This is a genomic window from Nitrosomonadales bacterium, assembly GCA_016716325.1.
In the GTDB taxonomy this organism is placed as follows: domain Bacteria; phylum Pseudomonadota; class Gammaproteobacteria; order Burkholderiales; family Gallionellaceae; genus Gallionella.
Map to the genome: position 1 here is coordinate 478,222 of JADJWO010000001.1, position 18,430 is coordinate 496,651.

The 18,430-nt window shown below is 58.9% G+C and carries 16 protein-coding genes; 5 read left to right on the top strand and 11 right to left on the bottom strand.

Going from position 1 to position 18,430, the window contains the following annotated elements:
• Positions 1-12: 12 nt before the first annotated feature.
• From hflC to IPM27_02270, 5 genes are all read right to left on the bottom strand, one after another.
• A complete protein-coding gene (gene hflC, locus IPM27_02250) occupies positions 13-891 on the bottom strand; it encodes a protease modulator HflC (protein MBK9160381.1) in 879 nt (292 codons plus the stop codon).
• Positions 891-2,072 carry an FtsH protease activity modulator HflK gene (hflK, locus tag IPM27_02255; GenBank protein MBK9160382.1) on the bottom strand — a complete coding sequence of 394 codons (1,182 nt, stop codon included), beginning with the start codon at positions 2,070-2,072 and terminating at the stop codon, positions 891-893. Before hflK ends, hflC begins: the two co-directional genes overlap by 1 nt.
• Positions 2,063-3,238: a GTPase HflX gene (hflX, locus tag IPM27_02260; protein MBK9160383.1), complete on the bottom strand. Its 1,176-nt coding sequence runs from the start codon at positions 3,236-3,238 to the stop codon at positions 2,063-2,065. Before hflX ends, hflK begins: the two co-directional genes overlap by 10 nt.
• Entirely contained in the window at positions 3,238-3,474 is a 237-nt protein-coding gene (gene hfq, locus IPM27_02265; protein MBK9160384.1) for an RNA chaperone Hfq, read from the bottom strand. The genes hflX and hfq overlap by 1 nt, the downstream gene beginning before the upstream one ends.
• 129 nt (positions 3,475-3,603) lie before the next feature.
• Positions 3,604-3,981 carry an HNH nuclease family protein gene (locus IPM27_02270; protein ID MBK9160385.1) on the bottom strand — a complete coding sequence of 126 codons (378 nt, stop codon included), beginning with the start codon at positions 3,979-3,981 and terminating at the stop codon, positions 3,604-3,606.
• A gap of 289 nt (positions 3,982-4,270) precedes the next feature.
• Here IPM27_02270 and IPM27_02275 point away from each other — a divergent pair, with 289 nt between their 5' ends.
• The 5 genes from IPM27_02275 to IPM27_02295 all read left to right on the top strand — a co-directional run bounded on the left by IPM27_02275 (position 4,271) and on the right by IPM27_02295 (position 10,915).
• A complete protein-coding gene (locus IPM27_02275; GenBank protein MBK9160386.1) occupies positions 4,271-5,512 on the top strand; it encodes a DUF1015 domain-containing protein in 1,242 nt (413 codons plus the stop codon).
• Positions 5,513-5,575: 63 nt separating this feature from the next.
• Positions 5,576-6,196, top strand: a complete 621-nt coding sequence (locus tag IPM27_02280; GenBank protein MBK9160387.1) for a hypothetical protein — start codon at positions 5,576-5,578, stop codon at positions 6,194-6,196.
• A 403-nt stretch (positions 6,197-6,599) separates the two neighbouring features.
• Positions 6,600-9,422 (top strand): adenosylcobalamin-dependent ribonucleoside-diphosphate reductase, encoded by a 2,823-nt coding sequence (locus tag IPM27_02285; protein MBK9160388.1) that lies wholly within the window; start codon positions 6,600-6,602, stop codon positions 9,420-9,422.
• 3 nt (positions 9,423-9,425) lie between these two features.
• Entirely contained in the window at positions 9,426-10,412 is a 987-nt protein-coding gene (locus tag IPM27_02290; protein MBK9160389.1) for a nucleotidyltransferase, read from the top strand.
• Complete coding sequence (locus IPM27_02295) at positions 10,412-10,915, top strand: hypothetical protein (GenBank protein MBK9160390.1); 504 nt, start codon at positions 10,412-10,414, stop codon at positions 10,913-10,915. Before IPM27_02290 ends, IPM27_02295 begins: the two co-directional genes overlap by 1 nt.
• 160 nt (positions 10,916-11,075) lie before the next feature.
• Here IPM27_02295 and IPM27_02300 read toward each other — a convergent pair whose 3' ends face one another.
• The 6 genes from IPM27_02300 to IPM27_02325 form a co-directional block, all read right to left on the bottom strand.
• Positions 11,076-12,245, bottom strand: coding sequence for an IS4 family transposase (locus tag IPM27_02300; protein MBK9160391.1), 1,170 nt, complete (start codon positions 12,243-12,245; stop codon positions 11,076-11,078).
• Positions 12,246-12,578: 333 nt separating this feature from the next.
• Positions 12,579-14,087, bottom strand: a complete 1,509-nt coding sequence (locus tag IPM27_02305) for a SulP family inorganic anion transporter (protein MBK9160392.1) — start codon at positions 14,085-14,087, stop codon at positions 12,579-12,581.
• A 78-nt stretch (positions 14,088-14,165) separates the two neighbouring features.
• Positions 14,166-14,510: a cell division protein FtsB gene (gene ftsB, locus IPM27_02310; protein MBK9160393.1), complete on the bottom strand. Its 345-nt coding sequence runs from the start codon at positions 14,508-14,510 to the stop codon at positions 14,166-14,168.
• Positions 14,510-15,793 (bottom strand): phosphopyruvate hydratase, encoded by a 1,284-nt coding sequence (eno, locus tag IPM27_02315; protein ID MBK9160394.1) that lies wholly within the window; start codon positions 15,791-15,793, stop codon positions 14,510-14,512. Before eno ends, ftsB begins: the two co-directional genes overlap by 1 nt.
• Before the next feature lie 25 nt (positions 15,794-15,818).
• Positions 15,819-16,670 carry a 3-deoxy-8-phosphooctulonate synthase gene (gene kdsA / locus IPM27_02320; GenBank protein ID MBK9160395.1) on the bottom strand — a complete coding sequence of 284 codons (852 nt, stop codon included), beginning with the start codon at positions 16,668-16,670 and terminating at the stop codon, positions 15,819-15,821.
• A complete protein-coding gene (locus IPM27_02325; GenBank protein MBK9160396.1) occupies positions 16,667-18,334 on the bottom strand; it encodes a CTP synthase in 1,668 nt (555 codons plus the stop codon). The genes kdsA and IPM27_02325 overlap by 4 nt, the downstream gene beginning before the upstream one ends.
• Positions 18,335-18,430 lie beyond the last annotated feature (96 nt).

Here is an 18,430-nt window from a genome sequence, read left to right on the forward strand (position 1 = left end):
TACTCGAGCACACTACCTACCCGACTTGTTCGAATTCTTCAGGTATTTGAAAAATGCCGAACTCGGGTCCAGCACCATCATGTCGTTCTTGTCCTTGAAGCTCTGCTTGTAGGCTTCCAGGCTGCGATAGAACGAGTAGAACTCGGCATTGCGCCCGAAAGCTGCCGCATAAATCGCCGAGGCACGGGCATCACCTTCACCCTTGGTCTTCTGCGCTTCACGATAGGCTTCAGCCAGGATCACCTCGCGCTGCTTGTCGGCATCGGCCTTGATCTTCTCGCCCTCGGCCGCGCCGGAAGCGCGCAACTCGTTGGCAACGCGCTTGCGCTCGGCATCCATGCGGCGATAGACCGAATCGCTGATCTCGGACGGGAAGTCGACGCGCTGCAGTCGCACATCCAGCACCTCGACGCCGATCTTGCGTGCATCGCTATCGGTCTTGGTGCGCAGCACTTCCATGATCATGTCGCGCTCGCCCGACACCACCTCGTGGATGGTGCGCTTGCCGAACTCCTCGCGCATGCTGGAATTGACCGTTTGCAGCAACCGCGTCTTGGCGCGTTCCTCATCACCGCCAACGCTGACGTAATACTGTTTCACATCCACGATGCGCCATTTGACGAACGAATCCACCAGCACGTTCTTCTTTTCAGCCGTGATAAAACGCTCCGGCTCGCCGGCATCCAGCGTCAGGATGCGCGAATCGAAATAACGCACGTTCTGCATCAGCGGGATCTTGAAATGCAGCCCGGGTTCGGTCTTCACGCTGACCACCTCACCCAGTTGGAACACGATGGCGTTCTGGCGCTGATCCACCACGAACACGGTCATGCTCAGTAAAATCAGCGCGGCGACGGCGCCGATCAATACATTAGTCACATTCCTGTTCATCAACGAGCCCTCCTGTCGCGACTCAACAATGAGTCTCTTGCGCGTTGCGCCGCCTCGCTATCGTTCGATTCCGTAGTGGGCGGAGCCGCCGTTTCCGGAGTCCCGGCGGGTGCGCGCGTACTTTCCATCAATTTGTCCAGCGGCAGGTACAGCAGGCTGTTGCCGTTCTTCTGGTCGATCATCACCTTGCTGACGTTGCCCATCACCTGTTGCATCATGTCCAGATACATCCGTTCACGCGTCACGGCGGGTGCTTTTTCATATTCGACGAGGATCTGTTTGAAGCGGCTGGCATCACCCTCGGCGTTGGCGATCACGCTCTGCTTGTAACCTTCCGCCTCCTGGATCAGGCGCGCCGCAGTGCCTCGCGCACGCGGCACCACATCGTTCGCATAGGCTTGCCCCTCGTTCTTCTGGCGCTCCCGGTCTTGCCCCGCTTTCACTGCATCGTCGAACGCGGCCTGCACCTGCTCGGGCGGCTGTGCGTTCTGCATGGTCAGTTTGCTGATCACGATGCCGGAACCGTAGCGATCCAGGATGTCCTGCATCAGCTTGGTCGCCGAGGCGGCCACCTGTTCGCGCCCCTCGTACAGCACGAAGTCCATCTTGCTCTTGCCGACCACTTCGCGGATCGCGGTTTCAGCAGCCTGGCGCACGTTCTCGTCCGGCGTGCGGTTGTTGAACAGGTAATCGGCCGGGTCCTTCAGGAAGTACTGCACCGCGAACTGGATGTCGATGATGTTCTCGTCGTCGGTCAACATCAGCGACTCCTTCAGCATCTTGTTCTTGACGTTGTCGCGGTAGCCGACCTCCACGGTACGCACCTGGCTCAGGTTGACGATCTCGACCGTCTCGACCGGGAACGGCAGATGCCAGCGCGGGCCGGGTTGTGTCGTCTCGACCAGCTTGCCGAAACGCAGCACCACGCCGCGCTGGCTCTCGTCGACGATGTAAAAGCCGCTTCCCATCCAGATCAAGGCGGCGATCAAGGCGATCAGTCCGATGCCGCCACCAAAGCCCTGCTCCCGGGTTCTGCCGGTATCGTCTGAACCTCCTCTGCCCGGCCCATTCTTGCCGCCCATCAGCGACGCAACCTTTTCATTCAGTTTGCGCAGCAATTCTTCCAGGTCTGGCGGGCCGCCACTATTCTTGTTGCCCCATTGCGGATCGTTCAATCCCATAACTCGTTACTCGCTTGGCTAGTTTGATTTTCGATTGTTCCGGATGCATGACGCGCGGCACTGGCTTCCGCCAGGGAGAGCCGCAAACCGTCCAGCCCCGCGCCGCTTTTGGCACTCAGAAAAACGCGTGAGATTCTACCATAGTCGTCACGCTGCACGTTTGGCGGCACATCCTGCAAGTCGATTTTGTTGAATACCAGTATTTGCGGGATGTCCGCCGCGCCGATCTCGGCCAGCACCTTGTTCACCTCCGAGATCTGGTCGTCCCGATTCGCATTGTTGGCGTCCACCACATGCAGCAACAGATCGGCCCGCACCGTCTCCTCCAGCGTGCTGCGGAAGGCCGCAACCAGCGAGTGAGGCAGATGGCGTATGAAACCGACCGTGTCCGACACCACGATGTCGCACGGCCCCTCGAGGAACATGCGGCGGGAAGTGGTATCCAGCGTGGCGAACAACTGGTCGGCCACATATACGCCGGCACGCGTCAACTGATTGAACAGGGTGGACTTGCCCGCATTGGTATAACCGACGATGGAAACCGACATCACATCGGCGCGGCTGCGCGCGCGGCGCTGCACCACGCGCTGGTGCCTGAGTTTTTCCAGCCGTCCTTTCAGCAGGTCCACTCGCTTGGCCAGCTTGCGCCTGTCCAGCTCCAGTTTGGTTTCGCCCGGACCGCGCGCGCCCACCGCGAATTTTTGTTGCCCCATGTCGACACCCTGCCCGACCAGCCGCGTGGCGAGGTATTTGAGTTGCGCCAGCTCCACCTGCACCTTGCCTTCGTGGCTTTGCGCCCGTTGCGCAAAGATGTCCAGGATCAGCATGGTCCGGTCGATCACACGGGTATCCAGTTTGGCGACCAGGTTGCGCATCTGCGCCGGGGTGAGGTCATGGTTGAAAATGACGACGTCTGCGCCATGCGTTTCGATCGCGTCGGCGATTTCCTGGACCTTGCCGCTGCCGGCAAACAAGGCCGCATCCGGACGTTGCCGTTTGCCCTCGACGATGGCCGCGGTGCGCACACCCGCCGTGGCAGCCAGCAGGCGGAGTTCCTCCCGGTTCTCGACATAATCAGGTTCGCCGAAATCAAGGCTGACCAGAACGGCAACCTCGGACGCGCGCCCGGACAAAGGCTTTTTGTCCCCGGCGGATTTTTGTTGCATTACTCGGCTGCGTCGTCTTGTGGAATATTGACTGCGCGCACCGGAACGATAGTGGAAATGGCGTGTTTATAGACCATCTGGGTAACGGTATTCTTCAACAACACCACATATTGGTCGAATGAATCGACATGGCCCTGAAGCTTGATGCCGTTCACCAGATAGATCGCAACCTGAATATGCTCCTTGCGCAGCGTATTGAGGAACGGATCCTGTAATTGCTGTCCTTTCGCACTCATGCCATTGCTCTTCTTTGTATTGAGGATAGGGAACCGCACTTTACTGGATTCCGGCGCAACTGTGAACACATTTACCCGGGAAACAAGGAATTTTCCGGAATGCTAAAGTCGACAACGACGACCGCGCAACTATCCGCCCTTGTTTTTCAGCATTTCCTGCAAAACCGAGAATGGGTTGTGGGTCGCCGCCGCAGGCTGATCGCCCGAAGCCCTCCCCCTTGCCGCCTCGTCCAGAACGCGCGCATGCTCGTTCTCATGACAATACAGGCACAGCAGTTCCCAGTTGCTGCCATCTGCCGGATTATTGTCGTGATTGTGATCCTTGTGATGCACCGTCAGCTCGCGCAGGCGGACTCCTGAGAACTCGCGGCCGCAACGACCGCATATCCATGGAAACAACTTGAGTGCCCGCTCGCGATAGCTCGACTCCCGTTCTTCGCGTTGCCGACGCGCTTCGGCGACAACACGGTCAAGCCGCGCATGATCGGGGATGGTATGTTTTGGCATGATCGACAGGTAGGGTGGTTGGTTCAGTATCCGGAATGTGCGTACATCATATGCGGCCCGGTCCGGGATATAAAGCCATCAATCCGATCAACCGAGAAAGGAGTGGCATCGTCCTCCCCGGCAGGAGGGCTCGTTATCAGGACAGCCAGGCTCCGCCAACAAGATGCAGTGCGGGTCGGTAATGCCGGTTACGCCGACTCATGCGAATTATTATGAACCGAGCCTGGACAGAACGGTAAAATAGCCCACCCGTTATTCTTGTCATATCGATAATCCCGAGGAGTTTCAATTGAGCCTGATCCGCCCTTTTACAGCTTTGCGCCCCGCCCCGTCACGTGCCGCCGAAGTCGCCGCGCCGCCCTATGACGTGCTTTCCACTGAAGAGGCGCGCGCGCGCGCCGATGGAAAGCCATGGAGTTTCCTGCATATCTCCAAGCCGGAGATCGACCTGCCCGTCGGCACCGACCCCTATGCACCCGAGGTCTATGCCAAGGCGGCGGAGAACCTCGGCAGGATGCTGGCGGAAGGCGTGCTGGCGCGCGACACGACACCCTGCTATTACGCTTACCGGCTGGTGATGGGCGACCACATCCAGACCGGCCTGGTCGCAGCGGCTTCGGTGGCGGATTACGACACCAACCGCATCCGCAAGCATGAGTTCACCCGCCCCGACAAGGAGGACGACCGGGTGCGCCAGATCGATGCGCTGAACGCGCAGACCGGCCCGGTACTGCTGGCCTACCCCGATGCGCCGCAAGTGGACGCGATCCTGAAGGCAGTTTCCGGCGACACGCCCGATGCGGATGTCAGGGCAGACGACGGCATCCGCCACAGCCTGTGGGTGATCCGCGATGCTGCCGCGATCCGGCAACTGACCGAGTCATTCGACGCCATGCATGCCATCTATATCGCCGACGGACACCACCGCTCGGCCGCCGCCTCGCGCGTGGCTGCCGCGCGCCGCGCCGCCAATCCGGCGCACAACGGCGAGGAAAGTTACAACTACTTCCTGTCGGTGATCTTCCCGCACCACGAGATGAAGATCTTCGACTACAACCGGGTGATGGTCGACCTGAACGGCATGGACACGGCTGCGTTCCTGCAACGTATCGGCGAAAACTTCTCGGTACAACCCAGTGGCGAACAGGTCAAACCCGCACAACCCGGCGAGTTCGGCATGTACCTGCCGGGCCAGTGGTACCGCCTGAACATCCGCGCGGATTTGATCCCGGCCGGCGACCCGGTAGCCAGCCTCGACGTGAGCCTGCTGCAGAACCATCTGATCGCGCCGGTGCTCGGCATCAGCGACCCGCGCCGCGACAAGCGCATCGATTTCGTCGGTGGCATCCGCGGCCTGGCGGAACTCGAGAAACGCGTCAACAGCGGCGAGATGGCGGTAGCCTTCTCGATGTTCGCCACCCGCATGGAAGACCTGATGGCGGTCGCCGACGCCAACGAGGTGATGCCGCCCAAGTCCACCTGGTTCGAGCCCAAGCTGGCGGACGGCATGGCTTCCCACGTGCTGGACTGATCCTGTCCCGGGACGGCACGGCATCCGGCGCACACGCGCCGCAACCTTGAAGGGGGCAGCGCAATGAACAGCCGGATCAGCCAGGTCGTCGAACAGATCGCCACTCTCGAGAGCGAACTGGACTCGCTCATCGCCGAACGCGAGGCACGCCTTCGCTACCAGATCGAGGGCCGGCGCGTGGTGTTCGAACAGGCCCTGCGCGAAGCGCACCAACGCGTCAGGATGGGCGTGTTCCGCTGGTTCCTCACGATACGCCCGCAGAACTACCTCACCATGCCGGTCATCTACGGCGCCGGCATTCCGCTGGCGTTGTTCGACCTGAGCATTACCCTGTACCAATCGATCTGCTTCCCCGTGTATCGCATCGCCAGGGTCAGGCGCGGCGATTACATCGTGTTCGACCACCAGCACCTTGCCTACCTGAACATCGTCGAAAAGGCGCATTGTCTGTACTGCTCATATGCGGTCGGGCTGGTCGCCTATGCACAGGAGGTCATCGCGCGTACCGAGGAATATTTCTGCCCGATCAAGCATGCGCGCAAGATGCACACCGCGCATGCGCGCTACGACCGCTTCCTCGAATACGGCGAGGCCGACGACTTCCACGGCAAGCTGGAAGGGTTCCGCAGCGCACTCGCCAAGGAAGCGCGCAAAGCATCTTCGGCAGATTTCGACAACCATTGACGGGATCATTCATGTGGATTTTGCGCCCGCAAAAACACCAGTTGACCGGGCTGTCAAGAGTCCCGGCCGGTCATTTTTACGCAAAATCGCCTAAGCTGTTGGATATCAAAGTCAAATATATTCAGGGCAATATTTCGCTTGCAAAAAACAGCTCGGCCACTAGAATTAGTTCAAACCAAGCGATCAACCACTACATATAGTGGTTTTGTTTTTTGGGCCCAAGCAGCCCGCGCAACCAGGGGAATGTCTCGTGTTGAATACCGAAAATGTTTTGTCACCAGCCTCCACCCGTAACGATTCCGCATCTGAAGGCACCTCCAAGCCACCCATGACCGGACAGTCGTTCCTTGCCAAACTCACCAATAACATCGCCAGCGATACGGCTCTGGAAGGAGGCACAGCCATGCCACAAGAGATCAGCACCGAAGTCCTGCTGGAAAAATACGCGGAAGCGGACGAAAAATCGTTGCAGGATGTGCGTCGCCGCGTGGCACACGGCTTGGCGCAGGCAGAAAAACCCGCCGACCGCGCCAAATGGGAGCAGGTATTCTTTGAAGCGCAGGAGAACGGTTTCGTGCCGGCCGGACGCATCAATTCGGCAGCCGGGCTGAAGATACAGGCCACGCTGATCAACTGTTTCGTGCAACCGGTGGGCGACGCTATCTCCGGCATCCATCACGGCAGACCGGGCATCTACGACGCATTGCAGCAGGCCGCCGAGACCATGCGGCGCGGCGGTGGCGTCGGTTACGACTTCTCCTCGATCCGTCCCGAAGGCGCGCACGTTAAGGGCACCAATTCGCGCGCCAGCGGCCCGATCTCCTACATGCGCGTGTTCGACCGTTCCTGCGAGACGGTGGAATCAGCCGGTGCGCGGCGCGGTGCGCAGATGGGCGTGCTGCGCTGCGACCATCCAGACATCGAGAAATTCATCAGCGCCAAGGACAAGGGCGACCTGCGCAACTTCAACATCTCGGTCGGCGTGACCGACGCGTTGATGCAGGCTGTCGAAGCCGACCAGGAATTCGAACTGGTGCATGCCGCCGAACCTTCCGCCGCGCTCAGGGAGGCCGGAGCAGCACAGCGTGCCGACGGCAAATGGGTGTATCGCAAGGTGCGCGCCACCGACCTGTGGAAGCAGATCATCGAGAGCACCTACGACCACGCCGAGCCGGGCGTACTGTTCATCGACCTGATGAACCGCGACAACAACCTGTCCTACTGCGAAGTGATCGAGGCCACCAATCCTTGCGCCGAGCAACCACTGCCCCCGTATGGCTGCTGCTGTCTCGGTTCCATCGATCTGACGCGCATGGTGAAGAACCCGTTCTCGAACCATGCCGGTTTCGACTACGAGCCGTTCAAGCAACTGGTGCGCACTTCGATCCGCATGCTGGACAACGTGCTGGACGTGACCGCATGGCCGTTGCCGGAGCAACAACAAGAGGCGGCGAACAAGCGCCGCGTCGGGCTGGGCTTCACCGGCCTGGGCGATGCGCTGGTGATGCTCGGCCTGCGTTACGACACCGACGAGGCGCGTGCCTTTGCCTCCGACATCACGCGCATCATGCGCGACGAGGCCTACCGCGCCTCGGTCGAACTGGCCAGGGAACGCGGCGCGTTCCCGCTGCTGGATGCCGACCAATATCTGGCCGCACCGCGCTTCGCCTCGCGCCTGCCGGATGAACTGAAGAACGACATCCGCAAGCATGGCATCCGCAACAGTCACCTGCTCTCCATCGCGCCCACCGGCACCATCTCGCTGGCCTTTGCCGATAACGCCTCCAACGGCATCGAACCGGCGTTCTCGTGGTTCTACACGCGCAAGAAGCGCATGATGGACGGCACCACCAAGGACTATCCGGTGGAAGACCACGCCTGGCGCGTGTTCAAGCAGATGGGCGGCGACGTGGAGAACCTGCCGTCCTCCTTCGTCACCGCGCTGGAGATCAGCGCCATCGACCACATGAAGATGGTGGCTGCGGTCGCGCCATTCATCGACACCTCGATCAGCAAGACCGTCAACGTGCCCGCCGACTATCCCTACGAGGATTTCAAGGACCTCTATACCGAAGCCTGGAAGGCCGGGCTGAAAGGCCTGGCGACCTACAGGCCGAACAGCGTACTGGGCGCAGTACTGTCGGTCACGCCGGAGAAGAAGGAAGAACAGCCGCAGGACTTCGTGTTCGACCAGGACCGCCGCATCGTACTGGAATCCACGCCGAAACCGGCGCTCGCCTCGCTGCGCTGGCCGGGCCGTCCGGAACTGCCCGCCGGTAGCGAAGGCTGGACCTCGCAAGTGGTCAAGCATCCGCTCGGCAGCTTCGTCGCATTCGTGTCGCACACGAAGAACGGCTGCAACCATCCGTTCGAGGTATGGGTGAACGGCTCCGAACAACCGCGCGGCCTCGGCGCGCTGGCCAAATCGCTGTCAATGGACATGCGCACGCGCGACCCGGTGTGGATCCGCATGAAGCTGGAGATGCTGATGAAATCGGCCGGCGACGACGCGTTCGACATGCCGATGCCGCCCACCGGCGAAGTGATGCGCATGCCGAGCCTGGTAGCCGCGTTCGCGCACCTGCTGAAATACCGCATCGAAGAGTTGGGGGCGCTGGAGATCTGCGACGGCATGACCACGCCGATGATGGATGCGCTGTTCGCCCGCAAGGAACCCAAGACCGGAACCGACGGCACGATGAGCTGGACGGTGGACATCGCCAATGGGGGCTCGGGCGACGACTTCGTGCTGGGATTGAAAGAACTGGTGCTGCCGGACGGACAGCGCCGTCCCTATTCGATGTGGCTATCCGGCGTGTATCCGCGCGCACTGGACGGATTGTGCAAGGTGTTGAGCCTGGACATGCGCGTGATCGATCCGGCCTGGATCGGCATGAAACTGCGCAAGCTGCTCAACTTCGGCGAACCGCTCGGCGACTTCATGGCACGCGTGCCGGGCGACGCCAAGATGGAGAGCTACCCCTCGACCGTATCCTACGTCGCGCGGCTCATCATCCACCGTTACTCCATGCTCGGCATCCTCGACCAGCATGGCTACCCGGTGCAACAGATGGGCGTGCTGGAGATCCCGGAAGGCCAGATCAAGCCAACCTCGATCAAACCGCTGACCGGCAAGCACTGCAAGGAATGCGGCAACGCCACGCTGATCAAGAAGGACGGCTGCGAGTTCTGCACCAGTTGCGGCGCGATCGGGGCGTGTGGGTGATCCATGAGCGGCTTATTCTCTGCACAACAGGTAATTGCTCCCCGGAGTCCTAGCTTGGGGGCTTTGGGATTGCTGAATCCACTTGCAGTTTCCGCCGCTCTACCTTGGGTTGCAGTTTCGCAGCGCTTCGAACAATTTCACAGCAACTTGGGACTAACTCCAACGCAGCAGCTGGATGGCTACACCAAATATGCCGGCGTCGTAAGCTGCCTCAATCGTGCTTACTATGGGACGAGCTCTGAAAGCGATAATAGTTTTTTCGTTGGCTCTTGGGGAAAGAACACAACTATTCGTCCGCCGCGTGACATAGATGTGTATTTCCTACTCCCCGCCGCGGTTTACCACCGCTTTCAGAATTACACCTATAACCGGCAGTCTGCGCTCCTACAGGAAGTAAAGAACCAGCTTTCACTCACCTACACAAACACTGACATGAGCGGCGACGGCCAAGTGGTCGTAGTCAACTTTGGAAGTTACTGTGTGGAGGTTGTCCCTGCCTTCGCACTCGCGACAGAAGGGCGCTATTGGATTTGCGACACTCACAACGGCGGTTTGTATAAGGAAACTGCACCTTGGAGCGAGATGGGTCATCTCGAAACTGCCGATATGACTAATGCGGGAAATTTGCGACCACTCATCCGCATGTTGAAGGCATGGCAGGCATATTGTTCGGTGCCAATTAAGTCATTCCACCTTGAACTGTTAGCAGCCGAATTTATCGCACAATCGCCTTGGCGGCTAAACAGCTGGTTTTACTTCGACTGGATCATTCGGGATTTTTTCTACTTCATCTACCATCGGGCAAATGGCGTAGTTTTGGTGCCAGGTACTTTCGAGATCATGTCGTTGGGGAACGATTGGCAGAGCCGAGTGGAGTCTGCCTATCGCCGCGCCTTAAAAGCGTGCTCGTATGAGTACGATAATCGCATTATTGAAGCTGGCGATGAATGGCAGAAGATATTCGGGACAGATATTCCACGAACCTCGTGATGAACGAACAGACACAAAACCTCATCGCAGAGTGCAAGCGCCAAGAAGAATCCTGCCTCTATACTTCAACTACTCTTTTTGAGTGGTTGAAGTCGATGCGCTGGTGGCGCGTAATTTTTGTCGTGTTACCGATCATCATGGGTGGCATAGCAACTTGGCCGCTGCTTTCGAACCAAAATGATTTCCAGTGGGTCACTGCTGTTTGCGCCCTACTAGCAGGCCTGATGCCTGCGGTCTATAAGGCACTTGATTTCGACGTAAACCTCGGCACACTAGCGAAGGATGCCCACCAATTTAAGGTGTTACAAGATCGTTTCCGCCAAGCGTGGTGCGTTACCGCGCTGGATGGCTTTGATTCATTTAAAGCGGAATTTGATTCACTCATGGCACGCATGGATGCTATCCGCATCAGTAGCCTTACTCCACCAGAGCGTTTTTTCAAGAAAGCGCAGAAGAAAATCAGCAGCGGTGATTATGACTTCGGCATTGATGTACCAAGCTAAACGGGTCAGCATCGAATTAATTACCCGGAGGTAAAAGGTACCGGAGTCGAATTATTTATAAGCGTACAAACGGGTGATATGGGGACGGAGCCCGTGATTTTGTGAAAAGAACGGGACTCAGTCCCAATGTGATTTTTTAGATGGGATCACTAGTGTCCGGTTAAGAATCGAATAGATTCAGTTGGTTGTTGAAATCGGTGTTTTCTGGCTGCCCACCGATGCCCTGCAAGGCTTGCTGGATGGGCATTTTCTCGAACAGCGTGACCGATAGAATCTGTAGCAAAGTGTAGAGCGAAGCGTCCAGATTGAGGCGCTTTTTGATGATGGCGACGAGGACGTAGACCGAGACGGCGATCCAGATTTGCGCCTTCACCGCATTCTCGGACGTGCCATAGAAACGTTGGATACGAAGATGCTGCTTGACCCATTTGAAGAACAACTCCACCTGCCAGCGGCTCTTGTAGAGCGCGCAGATCGTTGCCGCCGGCAACGTGAAGTTGTTGGTGAGAAACACCAGCGTCTTGTTGGTTTCCGGGTCTTTGAAGCGGATGCGGCGCAACGGCTCCGGGTAATCCTGTCGGGTATAAAACCCGTCGAGCGCAATCGTCTGATCGCAGATGATGCCGAGGCTGCGGTCGGTTTTGGCAGAATACATCCGGTGCGCGTCGAGATTCGACTTGGCGCGGGTGACGAAGAACGCCCCGGCCAGATGCAGCCGATGCAAACGCACGAAATCGACGTAGCCCCGATCCATGACATAGATAGCACCCGGCTCCGGGATCAACAAGTCGAGGATGCGGGCGTCGTGCATCTTGCCATCGGAGACGTGGATGAAGCTGGGAATGCTGCCGCGCAAGTCCAGCAGCGTATGCATCTTCACCGCTGCCTTGGTCGTTCTGAAATGCGCCCATGGAAATACCGACAGGCACAGATCGATGGTGGTCGAATCCAGTGCGTACACTGTGTTGGTCAAATCCAAGCCCAAGTCTTCGCTGGCGTAAAGCGTTCTGGCTTGAGCAATCAAACGGTGAGCGAATTCGGCGTAGATGCGCCAGTCGCGCAGTTCGTTGGCATCGGCCAGTGTCGAACGGGATACCGTGCTTCTGATGCCCATGTGGTAGAGCTTGGCAGCCTGTGCCGAGAGGCAGGCCTCGATGTCGCGCAAACTCTCGCGATAGGTGAGTTGAGCGAAGGCCAGAATACGGAAGTGTTCGGCACAGGACAATGTCCTGACGCGATGATCGCCGCCATGCCGAGCCACGATGCGATGAAAGGTCTTCCATGGCAGGAAGTCCATGACTTGGGCGAACAAGGGCTTGCCAACGTACATCGCAGTCTCCAGCAGCAGGAAAGCTGCCAGACTGCACCAAGGCTGGTTCGCCGTTCAAGTCGGAGACACTATAAAAATCTCCGGATGCGGCATCAAATAAGGATTTCAGAGTCATGGAATCGTTTTTAACCGGACACTAGTGAGATGGGATAAGAAATGGGTATTGTTTTTCTGATGGTAGGGTCGTCTTCATCGTGCCCCTAGTGGCGGCCCTGAAAGCCCAGTCCATGGGGATGGAAAAAGCACAGTCCACGGAAGACTCAGATGATGATGCGGAACCGCCAAAGGCTCCGTAGTCGCACCGTTCTTGAACAAAGGCCGAACTTTGGATCGTCAACCCAGACGATTGTCTGCCGGATGATATAGCGGGTCTTCCAGCACGTTCACTTCGATCATGCCCTTGGCCTTGTCGAGCAACTCCAGACAGTCCGGGCTGAGGTGGCGCAGATGCAGTTTCTTGCCCAGTTGCGTGTAGCGCTCCGCGAGCAGGTCGATGGCTTCCAGCGCGGAGTGATCCTTGACGCGCGCGTTCCTGAAATCGATCACCACTTCTTCAGGGTCGTCCTTGGGCGAGAACAGTCCGAGAAAATTCTGCGTCGAAGCGAAGAACAACGAGCCGTGCAAGTCATACACTTTCCAGCCGTGCTCTTCGGTCGAGACGCGTACCTCGATGTTCTTGGCGTGCTGCCAGGCGAACACCAGCGCCGAGATGATCACCCCGACGATCACCGCAATCGCCAGATCGGTCAGCACGGTGACTACGGCAACGGTGATACCGACGAACACATCAGCATTGGGCACTTTCCCGAACAGGCGGAAGCTGCCCCACTCGAAGGTCTTTTCTGACACCACGAACATCAGGCCGATCAGGGCGGCGAGCGGAATCATCTCGATCCACTCCGAGGCGAACAGGATGAAGCTCAGCAGAAACAGCGCCGCCGAAATGCCGGACAGATTCTTGTGTGCACCGTTGGTCACGTTGATCATGCTCTGGCCGATCATCGCGCAGCCGCCCATGCCACCGAAGAAACCGGTCGCAACGTTGGCCACGCCCTGCCCCACGCAGGCGCGATTCGGTTTGCCGCGAGTCTGTGTCATATCGTCGATCAGGTTCAGTGTGAGCAAGGACTCGATCAGGCCGATGCCGGCCAGGATCAGGCTGTAGGGGAACACGATCTTCAGTGTCTCCCAATCCAGCGGGACATCAGGCAGGTGAAAGGTCGGCAAGCCGCCCGCGATGGATGCCAGTTCGCCCACGGTCCTGGTCTCGATGCCGGTGAAGATCACCAAGGCAGACACCGCAGCGATGGCAGCCAGAGCGGATGGGATCGCGTTGGTCAGCCTGGGCAGCAGGTAGATGATCGCCATGGTCACGGCGATCAGCCCCAGCATGGTGTACAACGGCACGCCGGTCATCCATTCGCCCGTCGGTGTCTTGAAGTGTCCGAGTTGCGCCAGGAAGATCACGATCGCCAGGCCGTTCACGAAGCCCAGCATCACCGGATGCGGCACCATGCGGATGAACTTGCCCAGCTTGGCCAGCCCGAAGCCGATCTGCAATATCCCCATCAGCACCACGGCGGCGAACAGATATTCCACGCCGTGCTGCACCACCAGAGCCACCATCACCACCGCGAGCGCACCGGCCGCACCGGAGATCATGCCCGGGCGTCCTCCGATCAGCGAGGTGATCAGGCCGACCATAAAGGCGGCATACAGCCCCACCAGTGGATGGACCTGTGCAACGAAGGCGAAGGCGATGGCTTCGGGTACCAGTGCGAGTGCGACGGTAAGGCCGCTCAGGATGTTGGTCTTGGCTTCTGAAAAATCTTTGATGTCCATCGAACTTGCTCCGGAAAAGCAAATCACTGCCCATATCCTGTGCAGTGAAAGCTGCGGGTATCACTTAAGAGATGCGCTCTAACGGTGAACGCCAGAAACAGCAGAAGCAGGCGATGCTGCCGCCTGCTTCCCTGTTGCTTGAGATGATGGGCTTTCCAGTATCTGGAAAAAAACCTCGTCGCGTTTGATCATGCCCAGCTCGCTGCGCGCACGTTCCTCGATGGCTTCGGTGCCCTGCTTCAGATCACGCACCTCGGCATCCAGCAACGCATTACGCGATTGGGTCTGCTGGTTGGCCTGTTTCTGTGCCTCGACCTGATTGTTCAGGTCCCACACTTTCAACCAGCCGCCCTTGCCAAGCCACAGGGGGTACTGCAACAGCAGCAGCAGGACGACCAGTATCAGTGTGACCGCACGACGCATCAGCCAAGCTGGTAATAGGCCTCACGCCCCGGATAGGAGGCGCTGTCGCCCAGATCCTCTTCGATGCGCAGCAGCTGGTTGTACTTGGCCATGCGGTCGGAACGCGACAGCGAGCCGGTCTTGATCTGCAGCGAATTGGTGGCAACAGCCAGGTCGGCGATGGTCGAGTCTTCGGTCTCGCCGGAGCGATGCGAGATGACGGCGGTGTACCCGGCGCGTTTCGCCATCTCGATGGCGGCGAACGTCTCGGTCAGCGTGCCGATCTGGTTGACCTTGATCAGGATGGAATTGGCGATGCCCTTGCGGATGCCTTCGCGCAGGATCTTGGTGTTGGTGACGAACACGTCGTCGCCGACCAACTGGACGGACTTGCCCAAACGGTCGGTCAGCGCCTTCCAGCCGTCCCAGTCGTGTTCGCTCATGCCGTCTTCGATGGTGATGATCGGGTACTTGTCCACCCAGGTCGCATACAGGTCGATGATCTGCGCGGAACTCAGCACCAGCCCATCCGCCTTCAGGTGGTATTGCCCGTCCTTGTAGAACTCGGACGCGGCCGCATCGATACCGATCGCCACGTCTGCACCCGGCACATAACCGGCAGCCTCGATCGCTTCCACGATCACTTTCAGCGCCGCTTCGTTGGAGCCCAGCGCCGGTGCGAAACCACCTTCGTCGCCGACGGTGGTGCTCAGTCCGCGGCTGTGCAGGATGCTCTTCAGGTTATGGAACACTTCAGCGCCGCAACGCAGCGCTTCGCGGAAACTCTGCGCGCCGACCGGCACGATCATGAATTCCTGGATGTCCGCGCCGCCGGTGGCATGCGCGCCGCCATTGATGATATTCATCATCGGCACCGGCATCTCCATGCGCGCCGCGCCACCGAGGTAGCGATACAGTTGCAGGCCGGATTCTTCCGCTGCCGCCTTGGCGACCGCGATGGAAACCGCCAGGATGGCGTTCGCACCCAGACGCGACTTGTTCTCGGTGCCGTCCAGATCGATCATGGTCTGGTCGATGAATGCCTGCTCGGAGGCATCCAGACCGATGATCGCTTCGGCGATCTCGGTATTCACATATTCGACGGCCTGCAATACGCCCTTGCCCAGATAGCGTTGCTTGTCGCCATCGCGCAGTTCGACTGCTTCCTTCGTTCCGGTGGAGGCGCCGGACGGCACCGCCGCACGTCCCATCACGCCGGATTCCAGCAATACGTCCGCTTCCACGGTAGGGTTGCCGCGCGAATCCAGAATCTCGCGGGCGATCACATCAACTATTGCACTCATACTTTTCCTTATTTCCTTTAATTTTCTAAACGTTTCTCAAATCGACTGCTTCTTCAATCAAACCTTGCTGCTTGACCGTTTCATCCAGCACCATCAACGTCTTCAACAGTGCTTTCAGTTGTCCCAGCGGAAAGGCATTCGGCCCGTCCGACAGCGCTTGCGACGGGGCCGGATGCGTCTCCATGAACAGGCCGGAGATCCCGGCCGCCACCGCCGCGCGCGCCAGCACCGGCACGAATTCGCGCTGTCCGCCGCTGGCCGTACCCTGCCCGCCTGGCAACTGCACCGAATGCGTGGCGTCGAACACCACCGGGCAACCGGTATTGCGCATCACCGCCAGCGAGCGCATGTCCGAAACCAGGTTGTTGTAGCCGAACGACACGCCGCGCTCGCACACCATGATGTTGTCGGCACTGCTTGCTTCGCGCGCCTTGTCCACCACGTTCTTCATGTCCCACGGGGACAGGAACTGCCCCTTCTTGATGTTCACCGGCTTGCCGGATCTCGCCGCCGCGTGGATGAAATCCGTCTGGCGGCACAGGAATGCAGGGGTTTGCAGCACATCCACGACCGCTGCGACCGGCTCGATCTCTTCGATGCCGTGCACGTCAGTCAGAACCGGCACGTCCAGTTGCGCTTTCACTTCAGCGAGGATCTTCAGACCCTCATCTATTCCAAAACCCCGAAAGGATTTCCCGGAACTGCGGTTGGCCTTGTCGTATGAAGACTTGTAAATGAACGGAAGGTTCAATTCGCGACAGATTTCCTGCAACTGTCCGGCCGTATCGATGGCCATCTGCTGCGACTCGATCACGCACGGTCCGGCAATCAGGAACAGCGGGCTATCCAGCCCGGCATCGAATCCGCACAGCTTCATACCGTCGCCTTCTCTGGTTTAACGGCCGATTGACGCTGCAAGGCAGCCTCGACGAACGACTTGAACAACGGGTGTCCGTCACGCGGCGTGGAGGTGAATTCTGGGTGGAACTGCACGCCGACGAACCATGGATGCAGGGATTGCGGCAGTTCCATCATCTCCGGCAGATTCTCGGATGGCGTGCGCGCAGAAATGACCAGCCCGGTCTTTTCCAGCTCGGGCACGTAATGGTTATTGACCTCATAGCGATGGCGATGACGCTCGTTCACCTCGTCACCGTAGATGCGTTGCGCCATCGTACCGGCCTTGACCGGACAGCGCTGCGAACCGAGGCGCATGGTGCCGCCCAGATCGGAATCGCTGCTACGCGTCTCGACCTTGCCATCGCGATCCAGCCACTCGGTGATCAATGCGACGACCGGATGTTCGGTATCGGGATTGAATTCGGTGCTGTTCGCGTCGGCCATGCCCGCCACGTGGCGTGCATATTCGATCACCGCAAGCTGCATTCCAAGACAGATGCCCAGATACGGCACCTTGTTCTCGCGTGCGAAGCGGATCGCGGCGATCTTTCCTTCCGTACCGCGTTTACCAAAGCCTCCCGGCACCAGGATCGCGTCGAAATGCGCCAGGCTTTGCGTACCCGACGCCTCGATATCCTCGGAATCGATGTACTCGATCTCGACCTTGGTCGCGGTGTGTATGCCCGCATGGCGGAGCGCCTCGATCAACGACTTGTAAGATTCGGTCAGATCGACATATTTCCCGACCATGCCGATGGTGATCCGGTGCTGTGGGTTCTCCAGCGAATCCACCAGTTTCATCCACACCGACAGATCCGCGGGCGGCAGGTCCAGACCCAGTTCTTCGCAGATGATGCGGTCCAGGCCTTGCCGATTGAGCATCTGCGGGATCATGTAGATGCTCGCCGCATCCCACATCGAGATCACCGCATCTTCACGCACGTTGGCGAACAACGAGATCTTGGCCCGCTCGTCGTCCGGGATTGGCCTGTCAGCACGGCACAACAGCGCGGTCGGAAAGATTCCGATCTCGCGCAACTTCTGGACGCTATGTTGTGTAGGTTTGGTTTTCAGTTCGCCGGCAGTCGCGATATAGGGAACCAGCGTCAGGTGCACATAGGCCACCTGATTGCGGCTTTTGCGCAAACCCATCTGCCGCGCGGCCTCGAGGAACGGCAACGATTCGATGTCGCCCACCGTGCCGCCGATCTCGACGATCGCCACGTCGGCCTTGCCGTCATGCGAAGCGGCCGCGCCGCGCTCGACGAAAGTCTGTATCTCGTTGGTGATATGCGGGATCACCTGCACCGTCTTGCCCAGATACTCGCCGCGCCGCTCCTTGCGGATCACGCTTTCGTATATCTGTCCGGTGGTGAAATTGTTGGCCTTGCGCATCTTGGCCGAGATGAATCGCTCGTAATGCCCCAGATCCAGGTCGGTTTCCGCGCCGTCTTCGGTGACGAACACCTCGCCGTGCTGGAACGGACTCATCGTCCCCGGATCGACGTTGATATAAGGATCGAGCTTGAGCATCGTCACCTTGAGCCCGCGCGATTCGAGGATGGCTGCCAGAGAAGCGGCGGCGATGCCTTTTCCCAAAGAAGAGACAACGCCGCCGGTGATAAAGATGTACTTGGTCATGGGGCGCGATGATACCGTAAAAGCGACTCCCATCAAAATTCCTGCGCGTAATTTATCACGGCTCTGCGGTTGACTGAAAACCTCAAAAAAACTACA